Consider the following 16,264-nt stretch of genomic DNA (forward strand, 5'->3'; position numbering starts at 1 on the left):
CGGGGCGCGGCGGGCGCCGCGGGGCCGAAGCCGGGTGGGCGCTCGGTGCTCACCGGCGACGCGGCCGAGAAGGGGTGGAGGGGTGGCACGGCGACAGCGGGACCTCTCGAGCGGGGCGGAGTCCCCAGTGTCCACGATGTCGGACGCACCGAGCGGCGTCCGCCTAGGGGCGCAGCCGCCAGCGCACCCGGTCGTCGGCGTACCAGGTCCACTTCAGCACCTGGCGGTCGAACGGGACGCCGTCCCGGCTGACCTGCGCGGGGTCGGAGGCGAGCTGCAGCGCCCGGCCGACGGCCCGGCGCACCGGGCGCAGCGGCAGCGTCACCACCGTCACGCCGATCCGGTCCACCGCCGTCCAGTCCGGTCGGACGTCGATCCGGGTGATCGAGCCGTCGGCCACTCGGGTGTCGTCGCAGTACGCCCGGGCGCCGAACCGGCGGGCGAGGACACGGCGCGACGCGCCGTGCGCGGTCACCAGGCCGGTGTGCAGCAGCACCCCGCCGTGGTCGTCCCGGACCAGCGGCAGCTCACGCTCCGCCCCGGTGCCGACGCCCAGGGAACGGGCCAGCCCGGTGGACGCCGGGTCGTCCGCGGGTTCCCAGCTCACCGGCACCGCGGGCAGCCGCTCGGTCTTCCACAACCGGGTCAGGACGGCGGACAGCGCCGGCACCGGGCCCAGCACGTGCACCGCCTCGGCGCCGTCCACCACCGAGGCGACGTGCCGGCGCGACGGCGGCTGGACCGCCGCCAGGCCGCGCAGGTCGAGCTGAGTCGCGGGCATGCCGATACCCTGCCACCTGGCCAGCCGGGAACCGCCGGTGTCTTGGGCAGACGCGACGAACGAGGAGAACCCCCCGATGCCGGCAGTCGTGCTGATCGGCGCCCAGTGGGGCGACGAGGGCAAGGGCAAGGCCACCGACCTGCTGGGCGGCCGCGTCCCGTACGTCGTGCGCTACCAGGGCGGCAACAACGCCGGCCACACCGTGATCACCCCGGACGGCGAGAAGTACGCGCTGCACCTGATCCCCAGCGGCATCCTGACCCCGGGCTGCACGCCGGTCATCGGCAACGGCGTGGTCATCGACCCCGAGGTGCTGATCGGCGAGCTCGCCGGCCTCGAGGAGCGAGGCGTCGACACCTCGCGCCTGGTGATCTCCTCCGACGCGCACCTGATCATGCCGCACCACCGCGCCCTGGACCGGGTCACCGAGCGCTTCCTCGGCCAGCGCAAGATCGGCACCACCGGCCGCGGCATCGGCCCGGCCTACGGCGACAAGGTGGCCCGCACCGGCATCCGGGTGCAGGACCTGCTCGACCTGTCGATCCTGCGGCAGAAGCTCGAGGGCACGCTGCAGGAGAAGAACCAGGTCCTGGTCAAGGTCTACAACCGCAAGGCCATCGACGTCGACGAGGTGGTCGAGGAGTACGCCGGGTACGCCGAGGCGCTCAAGCACCGGATCGTCGACACCCGGCTGCTGCTGGGCAAGGCCCTCGACGCAGGTGAGTGGGTGCTCCTGGAGGGCTCCCAGGGCACCCTGCTGGACGTCGACCACGGCACCTACCCGTTCGTGACGTCGTCCAACCCGACCGCGGGTGGGGCGGCCGTCGGCGCCGGCGTCGGCCCGACCCGGATCGAGCGGGTCGTCGGCATCCTCAAGGCGTACACGACCCGCGTGGGCTCCGGCCCCTTCCCGACCGAGCTGCACGACCAGTGGGGCGAGTACCTGCGCAAGCACGGCGGCGAGGTCGGCGTGACCACCGGCCGCGACCGGCGGTGCGGCTGGTTCGACGCCGTGGTCGCCCGCTACGCCAGCCGGGTCAACGGCATCACCGACTACTTCCTCACCAAGCTCGACGTCCTCTCCGGGCTGGAGACGGTGCCGATCTGCGTCGCCTACGACGTCGACGGTGTGCGGCACGACGAGATGCCGATGACGCAGACCGACTTCCACCACGCGAAGCCGATCTACGAGGAGATGCCCGGCTGGTTCGAGGACATCACCGCCTGCCGCCGCTTCGAGGACCTGCCGGCCAACGCGCAGGCCTACGTGCGCCGGCTCGAGGAGCTCTCCGGCGCCCGGGTCAGCGTCATCGGCGTCGGCCCCGGGCGGGACGAGAACGTCGTCCTGCACGACCTGATCGACTGAGCTGATGGCGACCCTCCGGGCCGCACCGCGGCCAGGAGGGTCGCCCGGCGGACGTTGAGCCGTTTCGTGGGATGAGGTCGGGGAGCCTCCGGCCCCCGCGACCTCATCCCACAGTCGCCTCTCGGCGACGCCGTGGTTCGTTCCGGGATCGGCTCACCCGAGCCGTCCCCGGCTCGCGTCGTCCGGGCGCTCGACCGGTCTCCGGCCTGGCCCGTCACGTAGTTGGTGTCAGGCGGGCTCGGGGACGCTGCCGGGGTCGCCGCCGGGGTCGTCCGGGGTCGACTCGATCGGCGGGGGCGGCAGCGTGTCCGGGGTGTCCGGCAGGAGCTCGCCTGCGTCGTCGGGCACCGGCTGGTCCGGGTCGAGGGGGGAGTCCGGCTCCGGGATCGACGTCATGAGCCGAGTCAACCAGCGCATGATCGCCTCCGCCATCGACCAGGTCCGGTCCGCCCGGCCGGCGGGGGCGGTCAGACCCGGGGGCGCACCGGGGCCATGGCGGCGGCGGAGAGCTCCGCACGGGCCCGGTGGGCGGTCTCCGGCGCGTCGGTGATCACGCTGTCGACGCCCAGGGCGAAGAGCAGCCGGGCCTCGGTCTGGGCGTCGCCCAGCCCGCGGGGGTCGCCGCCGCGGCGCAGGTGGCTGGGGAGGAACACGTTCTCCGGCCGCAGCGTCCACGGCTCGACCGTGAGCCCTGCCCGGTGCGCCTGGGTGATCAGGTCCGAGACACCGACCAGCCCGCCGTCGGCGCCGTGCAGCAGGATCCGGCCCTTGTGCGGCGCGATCCCGTCGGCGTAGGTGGAGACCTCGCGCAGGCCCGAGGGGGTGACGAGGGCGTCCTGGCGGCCCTCCTCCTCGATCAGCTGCACCAGCCGGGGGCCGTCGCTGCCGAGGTCGGCCCGCAGCTCGCGGAGCGCCGCCTGCTCGAAGGCCATGACGACGACGGAGCCGTCGGACCGGGTGGCGTCCAGCCGGCGCAGCTCCGCGGCGACCAGCTCGGTCATCGGCAGCCCCTGCGCGGCGAACCAGGACGGGCACTTCAGCTCCGCCTGCACCCGCACCTGGCGGCCGGGTGTGGAGCGGCGACGGGCCACCTCCACGACCTCGGCCAGGGTCAGGATGCCGAACCGGCCGTCGTAGGCGGTGTTCATCGGCCGCATCCCGGGCAGCCGTTCGACGGCGCGCAGGGTGCGCAGCTCGGCGAGGGTGAAGTCCTCGCTGAACCAGCCGGTCAGCTCCTCGCCGTCCACCTCCTGGGTGCGGCGGCGGTCGGCGAACTCGGGGTGCCGGGCCACGTCGGTCGACCGGGAGAGCTCGTTCTCGTGGCGGGCCACGAGCTGGCCGTCCCGGGTCACCACGACGTCGGGCTCGATCAGGTCGGCGCCCAGGTCGATCGCCAGCTCGTAGCTGGCCACGGTGTGCTCGGGTCGGTAGCTGGGGGCACCGCGGTGCCCGATGATGCGCGGTGAGCGCTCCAGACGGGGCGAGTGAACGGCCTTCAGGCCGGTCTCCTGCATGGCTCCAGGGAAACCCAGTTCGCTGTCCGGGGTCTGAACGCGCGCCGACGTCATGAGGACAAATCGGGGGACAACGCGCTCACCTGGAGACGAGCATGACCCTTGTGAGGGATGTCTCATCAGGGTCAGGCGCAGGAGAGCACGTCACGGGGCTCCCCGACGGCGGGGAGGCGGCCCGGGTGGCGCGGGTCGACCGCGGCCGGCTCACCGTGCTCACCGCCGAGGGGGAGCGCCGGGTCAGCTGTGCCGGCGCGGTGCACGCGGGGACCGCGCCGGCGGTCGGGGACTGGGTGGTGCTGCGTGGGGAGCAGGCGGTGCAGGTGCTGCCGCGGCGCACCGCCTTCGTGCGCACGGCGGCCGGCCGCGGGTCCGCTGCGCAGGTGGTCGCGGCGAACGTCGACGTCGTCCTCGTGGTCGACGCCCTGGGGGCCGAGGCGAGGCTGCGGCGGATCGAGCGGTACCTCGCCGTCGCCTGGGCCAGCGGGGCGACGCCGGTCGTCGTCCTCACCAAGGCCGACCTGTGCGCCGACGTGCCGGCCGCGGTGGCGCAGGTCGCCGAGGACGCCGTCGGCGTCGACGTCCTGCCGGTCAGCGCGGTCACCGGCAGTGGGCTCGCCGCCGTGCGGGGGCTCGTCCCGGCCGGGTGCACCGCGGCGATGGTCGGCCCCTCCGGCGTCGGCAAGTCCAGCCTGCTCAACGCGCTGGCCGGCCAGCCGGTGGCGGAGGTCGCCGGGATCCGCGGCGACGGGCGCGGCCGGCACACCACCACGGCGCGGGAGCTGCACCCGCTCCCCGGTGGGGGGCTGCTGATCGACACCCCCGGCATGCGCGAGCTGGCGCTGGCCGACGGGGAGGGGCTGACGGCGACCTACGCCGACGTGGCCGACTGGGCGGCCGGGTGCCGCTTCCGGGACTGCGCGCACCGCACCGAGCCCGGCTGCGCGGTGGCGGCCGCGATCGACCGCGGCGACCTGGACCCCGCGCGGTTCGTCGCCTGGCGCAAGCTCCAGGCCGAGGCGCACCGGCAGGAGCTGCGCGCCGACGCCCGGGCCCGCGCGGCCGAGTCGGCCCGGCTGCGGGCGCTGCACCGGCAGCTGCGCGCCCGGCCCGGGCGGTGACCTCCGCACCGAGACGGCCGTCGTGGTGGGGGCGGGAGACCGCTGGGTAGGTTCGCCCGGTGCGCGTCCTCGTGATCGGTTCCGGTGCCCGGGAGCACGCCCTGTGCGTGGCTCTGCAGTCCGACCCCGCCGTCACGGCGCTGGCCTGCGCGCCAGGGAACGCCGGCACCGTCACCCTGGCCCAGGCCTTCCCGCTGGACGCTGCTGACCCGGTCGCGGTCAGCGCCCTCGCCGTCGAGTGGCAGGCCGACCTGGTCGTGGTCGGCCCGGAGGTGCCGCTGGTCGCCGGCGCCGCCGACGCGGTGCGCGAGGCCGGGATCGCCTGCTTCGGCCCGTCGGCCCAGGCCGCGCAGGTCGAGGGCTCCAAGGCCTTCGCCAAGCACGTGATGACCGCCGCCGGGGTGCCGACGGCGCAGTTCTGGGCCGTCGGTGGCACGGCCGAGCTGGAGACCGCGCTGGACGAGGCGGGCGCCCCCTACGTGGTCAAGGACGACGGGCTGGCGGCCGGCAAGGGCGTGCTGGTCACCACCGACCGCGCGGCGGCCGTCGCGCACGGGCGGGCCGTGCTGGACGCCGGGCACTCGGTGGTCATCGAGGAGTTCCTCGACGGCCCGGAGGTGTCGCTGTTCGCGTTGTCCGACGGGACGACGGTGGTGCCGCTGCTGCCCGCCCAGGACCACAAGCGCCGGGACGACGGCGACGGCGGGCCCAACACCGGCGGGATGGGCGCCTACGCCCCGCTGCCCTGGGCGCCCGAGGGCCTGGTGGAGCAGGTCCGCACCACCGTCCTGCAGCCCACGATCGACGAGATGGCCCGCCGCGGGGAGCCGTTCAGCGGTCTGCTCTACGCCGGGCTGGCACTCACCTCGCGCGGTGTGCGGGTGGTGGAGTTCAACGCCCGGTTCGGCGACCCGGAGACCCAGGTCGTGCTGCCGCTGCTGGAGACCCCGCTGGCCGGGCTGCTGTACGCCGCGGCCACCGGCACGCTGGCCGAGCAGCCGCCGCTGCGCTGGCGGGACGGGGCGGCGGTCACCGTCGTCGTCGCCGCCTCGGGCTACCCCGAGCGGCCGCGCCTCGGCGACCCGGTCACCGGCGCCGACGGCGAGGGCGTGCTGCACGCCGGCACGGCACTGGGCGCCGACGGCCTGGTGCACTCGGCCGGGGGCCGGGTGCTCGCGGTCACCGCGGTCGGCGACGACCTGGCCGCGGCACGGCAGACCGTCTACGAGCGGCTGGCCGCCGTCCGGCTGGCCGGCGCCCACTGGCGCACCGACATCGCCCTCGCCGCCGTCGAGGGCCGCATCACCGCCCCCTGACGGCCCGGCCGTCCCCCGCTGTGGTGGGTTGACCCGCCCCAGCGGCGGTTGAGCCGCGTCCTGACGCGGCTGCACGGTCGCTGGACCGGCTCGACCCCTGCTGAGCGGGCGGCGTCAGCGGGCGGTGACCGGTCGGCGGGCGCGGCGGGTGTCGGGTCGGGGTGGTCGTGGCCCCTCGTTCCGCCGGGACAGGTAGGTGCCCGCCACGTTGCCGCAGGCGATGACCGGGACGGCGATGAGCGCGCCGAAGACCCCGCCGATCAGCAGTCCCGCGGCGATGCCGAGGACGACGGCCAGCGGGTGCACCGAGACCGCGCGGCCCAGCAGCAGCGGCTGCAGCACGTGGCTCTCCAGCTGCATGATCAGCACGATGATCCCCAGGGCGATCAGCGCCCGGACCGGTCCGACGGCGACCAGGGTGACCAGCACCGAGACCGTGCCGGCCAGGAACGACCCGATGATCGGGATGAACGCGCCGAGGAAGACCAGCGCGGCCAGCGGCACGACCAGCGGCGTCCCGAGGAAGACCAGGCCGATGCCGATGAAGACGGCGTCGAAGGCGGCGACCCCCACGGTGGCCCGCACGTAGGAGATCAGCGTGCGCCAGGACCGGCGGGCCGCCTCGTCCAGGTAGGCCTGCGAGTTCGCCGGGGTCAGCCCGACCACCCACAGCCAGATCTGGCGGCCGTCCAGCAGGAAGAAGAACAGGGTGAACAGGGTCAGCAGGGCGCCGGTGAGCACCTCGCCGACGGTCGCGGCGGTGGTCAGCGCACCGGAGGTGAGCACGTCCTGGTTGTCCGCGATGGCCTGGTTGGCGCTCTCGACCGCGTCGGTGATCTGGCCGTCGGTGACCGCGAAGGTGCGGGTGACGTAGTCCTGGACCTGGGTGAGCCCCTCGTCGACCTGGGACACGAGGTCGGCGTAGCCGGCGGCGAACTCCTCGACCACGAGGGTGACGATCCCGGCGACCACGCCCACGCCGACGACGAGCATGGTGAGCGCGGCCAGCGACGTCGGCCAGCCGTTGCGCCGCAGGAAGACCGCGCCCGGCTGGAGCAGCGCGGCCAGCAGCAATGCCACGATGACCGGCACGATGACGACGGCGACGTAGCCGGCGGCCCGCAACAGCAGGTAGAGCGCGGCCACGACGGCCACCGTCCGCCAGGACCAGGCCGCGGCGACCCGCAGCCCGTAGGGGACGTCCCGCTCGACGGTCCGGGGAGCGGACTCCGGGGCCAGCAGGCTGCCCCGGCTGCGGTCCCGGCCGGGCGCCGGGGGTGAACCACCCGGTGCCGGGGGGCCGCTGACCCCGCCGGGGACGTCGACGTCCGGGGCGTCGGGGTGCGGGCTGCCGGGGGCGAGGGGAGCAGCGGCGCGGGCGGGGGCGCCGGCGGCGTGGTGGCCGTCACCGGGGTGCGGCTCCTCGACGTGGTCGACGACGGCGCGGCTGCCGTCCTCCAGGACCAGCACGGTGCCGTCGGGCCAGGCGTGCGGATCGTGTTCGGCCGCGGCCCGGATGCGCTCCCGGGCGCGGTCGACCAGGTGTCTGGCCCGCTGCAACATCGAGTCCTCCGAGCTGATGGGGGCCCGCTCGCAGCGGTGCGAGAGGATGGGGCCGTGGTGCGACGAGCTGACCGGTCCGAAGCGGTGCCCGCATGATCGACAGGTACACCCTGCCGGAGATGGGCCGGGTCTGGAGCGATCAGCACAAGTACGACCTGTGGTGTCGGGTCGAGACGCTGGTGCTGGAGGCGCACGCGGCCGCCGGGCGGGTGCCCGCCGACGTCGTCGAGCCGGTGCGCAACGCGCCGCCGCCCACCCCCGAGCGGGTCGCGGAGATCGAGGAGACGACGCAGCACGACGTCATCGCCTTCCTCACCGCGTGGGCCGACAACACCGAGCCGCGCTCGGCCGCGGCCTACGTGCACCACGGCATGACCTCCTCGGACCTGCTGGACACCGCGCTCGCCGTCCAGCTCACCGACGCCACCGACGTGCTGCTGGCCAAGGCCGACCGGCTGGTGGCCGCGCTGCGCGACCACGGCTTGGCGCACCGGGGCACGATCAAGGTGGGCCGCACGCACGGCGTGCACGCCGAGCCGGTCGTCTGGGGCCACCGGGTCGCCGACCTCGCCTTCGCCATGGCCCGCTCCCGGGACCGGCTGCGCCGGGCCCGTGCGGCCGTCGGCGTGGTGGCCATCTCCGGTGCCGTCGGCACCTACTCCCTGATCGACCCCTCGGTCGAGGTCGCCGTGGCCGAGGCGCTGGACCTCCGCGCGGCCGACGCGTCCACCCAGGTCGTGCTGCGCGACGGGATCAGCGAGTGGGTGTCCGCGCTGGCCGTCATCGCCACGGTGTGCGAGGCGATCGCCCTGGAGGTGCGGCACGGCCAGCGCACCGAGGTGCGTGAGCTGTCCGAGGCGTTCGGCAAGGGCCAGAAGGGCTCCAGCGCCATGCCGCACAAGAAGAACCCGATCCGCTCCGAGCGGATCGCCGGGCTGGCCCGGGTCGTGCGCGCGGCGATCGTGCCGGTGATGGAGGGCATCCCGCTGTGGCACGAGCGGGACATCTCGCACTCCTCCACCGAGCGGGTGTTCCTCCCCGACGCGGCGATCACCACCGACTACCTGCTGGACCTGACCGCCGGCCTGGTGGAGAACCTGGTCGTCGACGCCGACCGGATGCGCGCCAACCTGGAGTCCACCGGCGGGCTGATCTACACCTCGGCGGTGCTGCTGGAGCTGGTCGAGGGCGGGATGAGCCGTGAGCAGTCCTACGCGCTGGTGCAGTCCGCGGCGATGCGCACCTGGTCCGACGGCACCCCGTTCCGGCAGACGCTGCGCGAGCGGGCGACCGAGGACGGCGTGACCCTCGACGAGGCCCGGCTGGACGAGATCTGCCGGCCGGAGCAGTACGTGGCGAACCTGGGCCCGCTGTTCGACCGGCTGGCCGGGCTGTCGTGAGCCTGCCCTTCGAACTCGTCGCCCAGGGGAAGGTCCGCGAGGTCTACGCCGTCGACGACGACCGGCTGCTGCTGGTCGCCAGCGACCGGGTCTCCGCCTACGACCACGTGCTCCCCACCCCCGTCCCGGACAAGGGGCGGGTGCTCACCGCGCTGTCGGTGTGGTGGTTCGAGCAGTTGGCGCCGGTGCTGGCCGAGCACGGCGCGGAGCACCACCTGCTGGCCGCCGGCGACGACCTGCTCGCCTCCGGCGTCCCGGCCGAGCTGGCCGGCCGGTCGATGCTGGTCCGCCGGCTGGAGATGCTCCCGGTGGAGTGCGTGGCCCGCGGCTACCTGTCCGGGTCGGGCACGGTCGAGTACCAGCGCACGGGTGCGATCGTCGACGTCCCGCTCCCGGCCGGGCTGGTCGAGGGGTCTCGGCTGCCCGAGCCGGTGTTCACCCCCTCGACCAAGGCCGAGGTGGGCGAGCACGACGAGGCGATCGGGTTCGCCCAGGTGGTCGACGCCGTCGGTGCCGACCGGGCGGAGGCGCTGCGGTCGCTGACCCTGGCGCTCTACCGCCGCGGCGCGGAGATCGCCGAGCAGGCCGGGATCGTGCTGGCCGACACCAAGTTCGAGTTCGGCACGGCCGCTGACGGCCTCGTGCTGGCCGACGAGGTGCTGACCCCGGACTCGTCGCGCTTCTGGCCGGCGATGACCTGGTCGCCGGGCGCGCCGCAGCCCTCCTTCGACAAGCAGTACCTCCGGGACTGGCTGACCACCTCCGGCTGGGACCGGGTGTCCCCGCCGCCGGAGCTCCCGGACGACGTCGTCGCCGCCACCCGCGACCGCTACGTCAGGGCCTACGAGCAGCTCACCGGCCTGCCCTGGAACTGAGCCACCTGGGCCACCAAAATGGCCATTGTGGTGGCCCAGGTGGCTCAGTAGATGGCGGTGATGCCGCGGGCGCGGGCGTTGCGCAGCGCGGTGAAGACGTGCGAGCGGATCAGGTCGGCGGCCGGGTCGGGCAGGTCGACGAAGCGCAGCGACCACTCGTGCAGGTTGTCCTGCCGGGGTCGGCGGCGGACCAGCGCCACCTCGGTGACGAGCTCGTCGGAGTAGAGGTCGAGCGAGAGGGCCAGCGACTGGTTCCGCGTCGGGAACGGGACGCCCACGCCCAGGTCGCCGTGCGGGCGGAAGACGGCCAGCAGCCCGCCCTCGCTGAGGTCGACGGTGCTCCCGACCAGGGTGGCGCGGTCCCAGGAGAGGGTCACCGACAGCCCGATGGGGGCGCGGACGGCGTCGCGGCGCTGGATCTTGCTGGCCGGGCCGGTGATCTTCACCTTCCACAGGCCGTCGTCGGTGACCGCGACCGCGTCGGCCGGGACGGACCGGAGCCCGTCGTCGGCCTGCCAGGACAGCTCGAGCATGTCCTGCTCGACGAAGCGGGTGGCCTCCCCGAGGGCGTTGCGCGGTGCGCTGAGGTAGAGGTACGTCTCGCCCTCCCGGCGGACCCGGGCGGTGAGCGCCTCGTCCTGCCCGAGGGGGAGGACGCTGAGCGCGGTGGCAGCGGCTGGGTGGTCCACGTTGGGCACTCCGGCGACCATCCCGTGCTCCTCCGTCCACCTCGCCGACCGCCCGGTGGCGACCGTGTCCGGGCCCATCATCGGCAGTCGGGGCCGGTTGTCCAGCACAACGGTGCAGGTCGGTGACCCGTTCGGATGAGCCCCGGTCGGAGGACACCCGCCGACCGGCGTGGTGTCGGCGCCCATCGCCGGGCCGGTACCCTCATCGGCGTGTCCCAGGTGGTCGTCGACGTCGTCCTGAAGCCAGAGATCTCCGATCCCCAGGGGCAGGCGGTGCTCGGCGCCCTCGGGCGCCTCGGCCACACCGGCGTGCGCAGCGTCCGCCAGGGCAAGCACTTCGTCCTCGAGGTCGACGGCGAGCCCGACGAGGCCGAGCTCCGGCAGATCGCCGAGACGCTGCTGGCCAACCCCGTCATCGAGGACGTCGAGCTGCACCTCCCCGCTCGTACCACCGACTGAGAGAGACCCAGTGCGCATCGGTGTCATCACCTTCCCGGGTTCCCTGGACGACGTCGACGCAGCGCGCGCAGTGCGCCTGGCCGGCGGCGAGCCGGTGGCGCTGTGGCACGCCGAGCACGACCTGAAGGACGTCGACGCGATCGTCCTGCCCGGCGGCTTCTCCTACGGCGACTACCTGCGGGCCGGCGCCATCGCCGCCCGGTCGCCGCTGATGGCCGACGTCGTGGCCGCGGCGCGCCAGGGCCTGCCGGTGCTGGGCATCTGCAACGGCTTCCAGGTGCTCTGCGAGGCGGGGCTGCTGCCCGGTGCGCTCACCCGCAACGGCCACCTGCACTTCCGCAACCGTGACCAGGGCCTGCTGGTCGAGCGGGCCGACACCGCGTGGACGTCGTCGTTCGAGCAGGGCCAGCGGATCGTCGTCCCGGTGAAGAACGGCGAGGGCCGCTACGTGGCCGCACCGGCCGAGCTGGACCGGCTGGAGGGCGAGGGCCGGGTGGTGGTGCGCTACGTCGACGGCAACCCCAACGGCAGCTCCCGCGACATCGCCGGGGTCACCAGCGCCGACGGCCGGGTGGTCGGGCTGATGCCGCACCCGGAGCACGCGGTCGAGGCCCTCACGGGTCCGAGCACCGACGGCCTGGGCTTCTTCACCTCCGTGCTCACCGCGATGGTCGCCGCGTGAGCGCCACCGAGGGCCTCTCCAAGCTGGACACCGCCCCGGGCCGGACGAACCTGCTGGACACCGTGGCGCTGGCCACCGAGCAGCCCGACGACGCGCAGCCCTACGCCGAGCTGGGCCTCAAGGACGACGAGTACGCCCGGATCCGGGAGATCCTCGGGCGCCGGCCGACCACCGCCGAGCTGGCCATGTACTCGGTGATGTGGAGCGAGCACTGCTCCTACAAGTCCTCCAAGGTGCACCTGAGCCGCTTCGGCGACCTGCCGAAGAGCGACGCCCTGCTGGTCGGCATGGGCGAGAACGCCGGCGTGGTCGACGTCGGCGAGGGCTACGCGGTCACCTTCAAGGTCGAGTCGCACAACCACCCGAGCTACGTCGAGCCCTACCAGGGCGCGGCCACCGGGGTCGGTGGCATCGTCCGCGACATCCTCACCATGGGCGCCCGCCCGATCGCCGTCATGGACTCGCTGCGCTTCGGTCGCGCCGACGCCCCCGACACCGCCCGGGTGCTGCCCGGCGTGGTCGCCGGGGTCGGCGGCTACGGCAACTGCCTGGGCCTGCCCAACATCGGCGGCGAGCTGCTGTTCGACGACTGCTACGCCGGCAATCCGCTGGTCAACGCCCTGTGCGTCGGCGTGCTGCGGCACGAGGAGCTCCAGCTGGCCAAGGCCGAGGGCACCGGCAACAAGGTGGTCCTCTTCGGGGCCCGCACCGGCGGCGACGGCATCGGCGGGGTCTCGGTGCTGGCCAGCGAGACCTTCGACGCCGAGGGCCCGGCCAAGCGCCCCGCCGTCCAGGTCGGCGACCCGTTCACCGAGAAGCTGCTGATCGAGGCCTGCCTGGAGATCTTCGCCGCCGGCCTGGTCACCGGCATCCAGGACCTCGGCGGGGCCGGCATCTCCTGCGCCACCAGCGAGCTGGCTGCGGCCGGTTCCGGCGGCATGGCGATCGACCTGGACGCCGTCCCGCTGCGCGACTCCACGCTCACCCCCGCCGAGATCCTGATGAGCGAGTCGCAGGAGCGGATGTGCGCCATCGTCGAGCCGGGCAAGGTCGAGGCGTTCATGGCCGTCTGCGCCAAGTGGGACGTGCTGGCCACCGTCATCGGTGAGGTCACCGACGGCGACCGGCTGACCATCGACTGGCACGGCGAGCGGATCGTCGACGTCCCGCCGCGCACGGTCGCCCTGGAGGGCCCGCGCTACGAGCGTCCGATGTCCCGCCCGGCCGACCTGGACGCGCTGCAGGCCGACACCCCGCCGTCGTCCTCGGCCGACCTGCGGGCCGACTGGCTCGCGGTCGTGTCCAGCCCGGACGGCGCGGACAAGAGCTGGGTCACCGAGCAGTACGACCGCTACGTGCGGGGCAACACCGTGCTCGCCCAGCCCGAGGACGCCGGCGTCCTGCGGATCGACGAGTCCAGCAACCTGGGCATCGCGCTGTCGCTGGACGGCAACGCCCGCTACGCCCGGCTGGACCCCTACACTGGCGCCCAGCTGAACCTGGCCGAGGCCTACCGCAACGTCGCCGTCTCCGGGGCCAAGCCGCTGGCGGTCACCAACTGCCTGAACTTCGGCTCCCCGGAGAACCCCGAGGTGATGTGGCAGTTCGCCGAGGCCGTCCGGGGCCTGGCCGACGGCTGCCGCGAGCTCGGCCTGCCGGTCACCGGCGGCAACGTGAGCCTCTACAACCAGACCGGGGACGTCGCGATCAACCCCACCCCGGTGATCGGGGTGCTGGGTGTGCACGCCGACGTCACCCGCCGGGTGCCCACCGGCTGGCGGGCCGACGGCGAGTCCGTGCTGCTGCTGGGGGAGACCCGGCCGGAGTTCGGTGGCTCGGCCTGGGCCGCGGTCGTCCACGGCCACCTGGGCGGGCTGCCGCCCCGGCTCGACCTGGCCGCCGATCGGGCCCTGGGTGAGCTGCTGGTGTCCCTGTCGGCCGACGGACTGGTCAGCTCGGCGCACGACCTGGCCGACGGCGGGCTGGCGCAGGCGCTGACCGAGTCGGCGCTGCGGTACGGCACCGGCGCCCGGCTGAGCGTGACCGGCGACCCGACGGCGGCGCTGTTCGGCGAGTCGGTGGCCCGCGTCGTCGTCACCACCGCCGACCCCGCCGCGGTGCGCGCCGCCGCCGAGGCATCGGGTGTGCCGGTCACCGAGCTCGGGACGACGGGCGGCGACGCCCTGGTGCTGGACGGTCTGCTGGAGCTGCCGCTGGCCGAGCTGCGGGCGGCGTGGACGGCGACCCTGCCGGCGCTGTTCGGCAGCCCGGAGGTCGCGGTGGGCACCGTCCCGGCGGGCACCGTCCCGACGAGCTGACCGTGGCCGGCGTCGCGCCGATCTCGGCCGAGGACCTGCGGGCGGCGCTCGCCCCCACGGCCGGCTGGCTGGCCGGGGAGGCCGAGCAGCCGCCCCGCGCGGTGCTGGGGGCTGCGGTGAAGACCTCGGCCCGCTGGCTGGCCCAGCACGTGCCCGGGCGCTCGGTCGAGCTGCGGGTGCCGCCGTTCGTGGCGGTGCAGTGCGTGCCCGGGCCGCGGCACACCCGCGGCACCCCGCCCAACGTGGTCGAGACCGACGCCGCGACCTGGCTGCGGCTGGCGACCGGTGCCCTGTCCTGGGCAGAGGCGGTGGGGGAGGGGAGGGTCAGCGCCAGCGGCAACCGCGCCGACCTCTCCGAGCACCTCCCGCTGCCCCCGCTGCGCTGACCGACTGAGCAGTTGAGGGCGCCGACACGGCGGGACACGCCGTGTCGGGCGACCGAGACTGCGCACTCGACGGCGCCACCCACGACAGCCCCACGAACGACAGCGCCCCCTCTGCCGTGTGGCAGAGGGGGCGCTGTGCTGCGTGGTGCGGTGGCTCAGCCGGTGAACAGGGTGCTGGCCGTGCGGATGGTCTGCACCAGCCCGTACACCAGCGGGAGGCCCACCAGGGCCCAGGCGAAGGCGACCAGGCCGGTCGGTGTGCTGCTCTGCTCGCTCATCGAGTGGTGCTCCGTTCGGGGTTGGCGCGGGCGGTGGCGGGGGTGGTGGCGTGCGGCTCGTGCCACTTCGCCGCGACCGGCTTGACCAGCAGGTTGGCGACGAAGCCGACGGCCAGCAGGCCGACCATGATGAACAGCGCCGGCCGGTAGTCGGCGGCGACGAGCTGACCCGGGGTGCCCTGGGCGTCCAGGACGCCGTTGACGATCAGCGGGCCGGCGATGCCGGCGGCGGCCCAGGCGGTCAGCAGGCGGCCGTGGATGGCGCCGACCTGGTAGGTGCCGAAGAGGTCACGCAGGTAGGCCGGGACGGTCGCGAAGCCACCGCCGTAGAAGCTGATGATGATCGCGGCGAGCGCGACGAACAGCCAGACGGCGCTGCTGCCGATGGTGGCCAGCAGGACGTACAGCACCAGGCCGACGCCGAGGTAGACCATGTAGATGCCCTTGCGGCCGATGTAGTCCGAGGTCGAGGACCACACGAACCGGCCGGCCATGTTGAACAGCGAGAGCAGCCCGACGAAGCCGCCGGCCGCAGCGGCGGCGACCGCGGAGGTCTCCCCGTTGCGGAAGAAGTCCTGGATCATCGGCGCGGCCTGCTCGAGGATGCCGATGCCGGCGGTCACGTTGCAGAACAGCACGGTCCACAGCAGCCAGAACTGCGGCGTCTTGATGGCGTTGCCGGCCGAGACGCTCTCGGTGGTGACCATCGCCCTCTGCTTGACCGTCGAGGGGTCGAAGCCGGCGGGCCGCCAGTCGTCGGCGGGGACGCGGACGATGAAGGCGCCGAACATCATGAAGACCAGGTAGACCAGGCCCAGGGTGACGAAGAGGCCGGCGACCGAGGCGCCGCTCGGGGTGGTGCCGGCGGTGCCGTCGTAGGACGGGTCGTACCAGTTCATCAGCTGGCGGGACAGCGGCGAGGCGATGAGCGCGCCACCACCGAAGCCCATGATCGCCATGCCGGTGGCCAGGCCCGGCCGGTCCGGGAACCACTTGATCAGCGTGGAGACCGGCGAGATGTAGCCGATGCCCAGGCCGATGCCGCCGATGACGCCGTAGCCCAGGTAGACCAGCCACAGCTGCTCGGTGGAGATGCCGAGGGCACCGACCAGGAAGCCGACCGACCAGAAGCAGGCGGCGGTGAACATGGCGGCGCGGGGGCCGTTGCGGTCGACCCAGGTGCCGAAGACGGCGGCGGAGAGGCCGAGCATGACGATCGCGATCGAGAAGATGATGCCGATCGCGGTCAGGGTCGAGTCGAAGTGCGAGACGAGCGCGGCCTTGTAGACGCTGGTCGCGTAGGCCTGGCCGATGCACAGGTGCACGGCGAGCGCGGCGGGCGGGATGAGCCACCGGTTGAAGCCCGGGCGAGCGATGATGCGCTCCCGGGCCAGGAAGCTGGGTACTGCCACGGAACGACCTCCGAGTACGGGAACGGCGCGGCCGGACGGACGCAACCCGACCGCGACCCGTGCACTCGTGTGACACAGATCGCGACCGCAGGGCACCGTACGACGAT

General features: G+C 74.1%; 16 protein-coding genes. 9 read left to right on the forward strand and 7 right to left on the reverse strand.

The features are described from left to right. Window positions 1-163 precede the first annotated feature (163 nt). Complete coding sequence (locus O2W53_RS09120; RefSeq protein WP_269162743.1) at window positions 164-781, reverse strand: hypothetical protein; 618 nt, start codon at window positions 779-781, stop codon at window positions 164-166. A 76-nt stretch (window positions 782-857) separates the two neighbouring features. Between O2W53_RS09120 and O2W53_RS09125 the strand changes: the two genes are divergently transcribed. After that, complete coding sequence (locus tag O2W53_RS09125; RefSeq protein WP_269162744.1) at window positions 858-2,147, forward strand: adenylosuccinate synthase; 1,290 nt, start codon at window positions 858-860, stop codon at window positions 2,145-2,147. 228 nt (window positions 2,148-2,375) lie between these two features. Here O2W53_RS09125 and O2W53_RS09130 read toward each other — a convergent pair whose 3' ends face one another. Together O2W53_RS09130 and O2W53_RS09135 are read right to left on the reverse strand one after the other, a co-directional pair. After that, entirely contained in the window at window positions 2,376-2,543 is a 168-nt protein-coding gene (locus tag O2W53_RS09130) for a hypothetical protein (RefSeq protein ID WP_269162745.1), read from the reverse strand. 71 nt (window positions 2,544-2,614) lie between these two features. Next, window positions 2,615-3,661: a glycerophosphodiester phosphodiesterase family protein gene (locus O2W53_RS09135; RefSeq protein ID WP_269162746.1), complete on the reverse strand. Its 1,047-nt coding sequence runs from the start codon at window positions 3,659-3,661 to the stop codon at window positions 2,615-2,617. A gap of 179 nt (window positions 3,662-3,840) precedes the next feature. Here O2W53_RS09135 and rsgA point away from each other — a divergent pair, with 179 nt between their 5' ends. Together rsgA and purD are read left to right on the forward strand one after the other, a co-directional pair. After that, window positions 3,841-4,779 carry a ribosome small subunit-dependent GTPase A gene (rsgA, locus tag O2W53_RS09140; RefSeq protein WP_269162747.1) on the forward strand — a complete coding sequence of 313 codons (939 nt, stop codon included), beginning with the start codon at window positions 3,841-3,843 and terminating at the stop codon, window positions 4,777-4,779. Between the two features lie 59 nt (window positions 4,780-4,838). Next, complete coding sequence (gene purD / locus O2W53_RS09145; RefSeq protein WP_269162748.1) at window positions 4,839-6,095, forward strand: phosphoribosylamine--glycine ligase; 1,257 nt, start codon at window positions 4,839-4,841, stop codon at window positions 6,093-6,095. A gap of 114 nt (window positions 6,096-6,209) precedes the next feature. Here the strand turns inward: purD and O2W53_RS09150 are convergent, their stop codons facing one another. Then, entirely contained in the window at window positions 6,210-7,658 is a 1,449-nt protein-coding gene (locus O2W53_RS09150; protein ID WP_269162749.1) for an AI-2E family transporter, read from the reverse strand. A gap of 92 nt (window positions 7,659-7,750) precedes the next feature. Between O2W53_RS09150 and purB the strand changes: the two genes are divergently transcribed. Both purB and O2W53_RS09160 read left to right on the forward strand, forming a co-directional pair. Next, window positions 7,751-9,058, forward strand: coding sequence for an adenylosuccinate lyase (purB, locus tag O2W53_RS09155; RefSeq protein ID WP_269162750.1), 1,308 nt, complete (start codon window positions 7,751-7,753; stop codon window positions 9,056-9,058). Then, a complete protein-coding gene (locus tag O2W53_RS09160) occupies window positions 9,055-9,933 on the forward strand; it encodes a phosphoribosylaminoimidazolesuccinocarboxamide synthase (RefSeq protein ID WP_269162751.1) in 879 nt (292 codons plus the stop codon). The genes purB and O2W53_RS09160 overlap by 4 nt, the downstream gene beginning before the upstream one ends. Window positions 9,934-9,977: 44 nt before the next feature. Here O2W53_RS09160 and O2W53_RS09165 read toward each other — a convergent pair whose 3' ends face one another. Next, the gene (locus O2W53_RS09165; protein ID WP_269162752.1) at window positions 9,978-10,643 is read right to left on the reverse strand and encodes a PilZ domain-containing protein; all 666 of its coding nucleotides are present in this window, start codon (window positions 10,641-10,643) and stop codon (window positions 9,978-9,980) included. 189 nt (window positions 10,644-10,832) lie between these two features. On the opposite strand from O2W53_RS09165, the gene purS reads away from it, so the two are divergent. The 4 genes from purS to O2W53_RS09185 are packed head-to-tail and all read left to right on the forward strand — an operon-like array spanning window position 10,833 to window position 14,467. Continuing rightward, window positions 10,833-11,081: a phosphoribosylformylglycinamidine synthase subunit PurS gene (gene purS, locus O2W53_RS09170; protein WP_036336369.1), complete on the forward strand. Its 249-nt coding sequence runs from the start codon at window positions 10,833-10,835 to the stop codon at window positions 11,079-11,081. Window positions 11,082-11,091: 10 nt separating this feature from the next. Next, window positions 11,092-11,763, forward strand: coding sequence for a phosphoribosylformylglycinamidine synthase subunit PurQ (gene purQ, locus O2W53_RS09175; RefSeq protein WP_269162753.1), 672 nt, complete (start codon window positions 11,092-11,094; stop codon window positions 11,761-11,763). Beyond that, a complete protein-coding gene (purL, locus tag O2W53_RS09180) occupies window positions 11,760-14,081 on the forward strand; it encodes a phosphoribosylformylglycinamidine synthase subunit PurL (RefSeq protein WP_269162754.1) in 2,322 nt (773 codons plus the stop codon). Before purQ ends, purL begins: the two co-directional genes overlap by 4 nt. 2 nt (window positions 14,082-14,083) lie before the next feature. Then, window positions 14,084-14,467, forward strand: a complete 384-nt coding sequence (locus O2W53_RS09185; protein ID WP_269162755.1) for a sterol carrier family protein — start codon at window positions 14,084-14,086, stop codon at window positions 14,465-14,467. Between the two features lie 155 nt (window positions 14,468-14,622). On the opposite strand, the gene O2W53_RS09190 is transcribed toward O2W53_RS09185, so the two are convergent. Both O2W53_RS09190 and O2W53_RS09195 read right to left on the reverse strand, forming a co-directional pair. Beyond that, the gene (locus tag O2W53_RS09190) at window positions 14,623-14,745 is read right to left on the reverse strand and encodes an MFS transporter small subunit (protein WP_268237702.1); all 123 of its coding nucleotides are present in this window, start codon (window positions 14,743-14,745) and stop codon (window positions 14,623-14,625) included. Next, complete coding sequence (locus O2W53_RS09195) at window positions 14,742-16,157, reverse strand: OFA family MFS transporter (protein WP_269162756.1); 1,416 nt, start codon at window positions 16,155-16,157, stop codon at window positions 14,742-14,744. The genes O2W53_RS09190 and O2W53_RS09195 overlap by 4 nt, the downstream gene beginning before the upstream one ends. Between the last annotated feature and the right edge of the window lie 107 nt (window positions 16,158-16,264).

Origin of the sequence: Modestobacter sp. VKM Ac-2978 (assembly GCF_026968025.1) — a bacterium.
Taxonomy (GTDB): domain Bacteria; phylum Actinomycetota; class Actinomycetes; order Mycobacteriales; family Geodermatophilaceae; genus Modestobacter.

Bases quoted from the DNA above. Each gene is read 5' to 3' on its own strand.
- O2W53_RS09150 (WP_269162749.1), bottom strand. From the start codon at position 7,658: ATGTTGCAGCGGGCCAGACACCTGGTCGACCGCGCCCGGGAGCGCATC.
- purB (WP_269162750.1), top strand. From the start codon at position 7,751: ATGATCGACAGGTACACCCTGCCGGAGATGGGCCGGGTCTGGAGCGAT.
- O2W53_RS09130 (WP_269162745.1), bottom strand. From the start codon at position 2,543: ATGACGTCGATCCCGGAGCCGGACTCCCCCCTCGACCCGGACCAGCCG.
- O2W53_RS09190 (WP_268237702.1), bottom strand. From the start codon at position 14,745: ATGAGCGAGCAGAGCAGCACACCGACCGGCCTGGTCGCCTTCGCCTGG.
- O2W53_RS09120 (WP_269162743.1), bottom strand. From the start codon at position 781: ATGCCCGCGACTCAGCTCGACCTGCGCGGCCTGGCGGCGGTCCAGCCG.
- O2W53_RS09125 (WP_269162744.1), top strand. From the start codon at position 858: ATGCCGGCAGTCGTGCTGATCGGCGCCCAGTGGGGCGACGAGGGCAAG.
- O2W53_RS09135 (WP_269162746.1), bottom strand. From the start codon at position 3,661: ATGCAGGAGACCGGCCTGAAGGCCGTTCACTCGCCCCGTCTGGAGCGC.
- O2W53_RS09165 (WP_269162752.1), bottom strand. From the start codon at position 10,643: ATGGTCGCCGGAGTGCCCAACGTGGACCACCCAGCCGCTGCCACCGCG.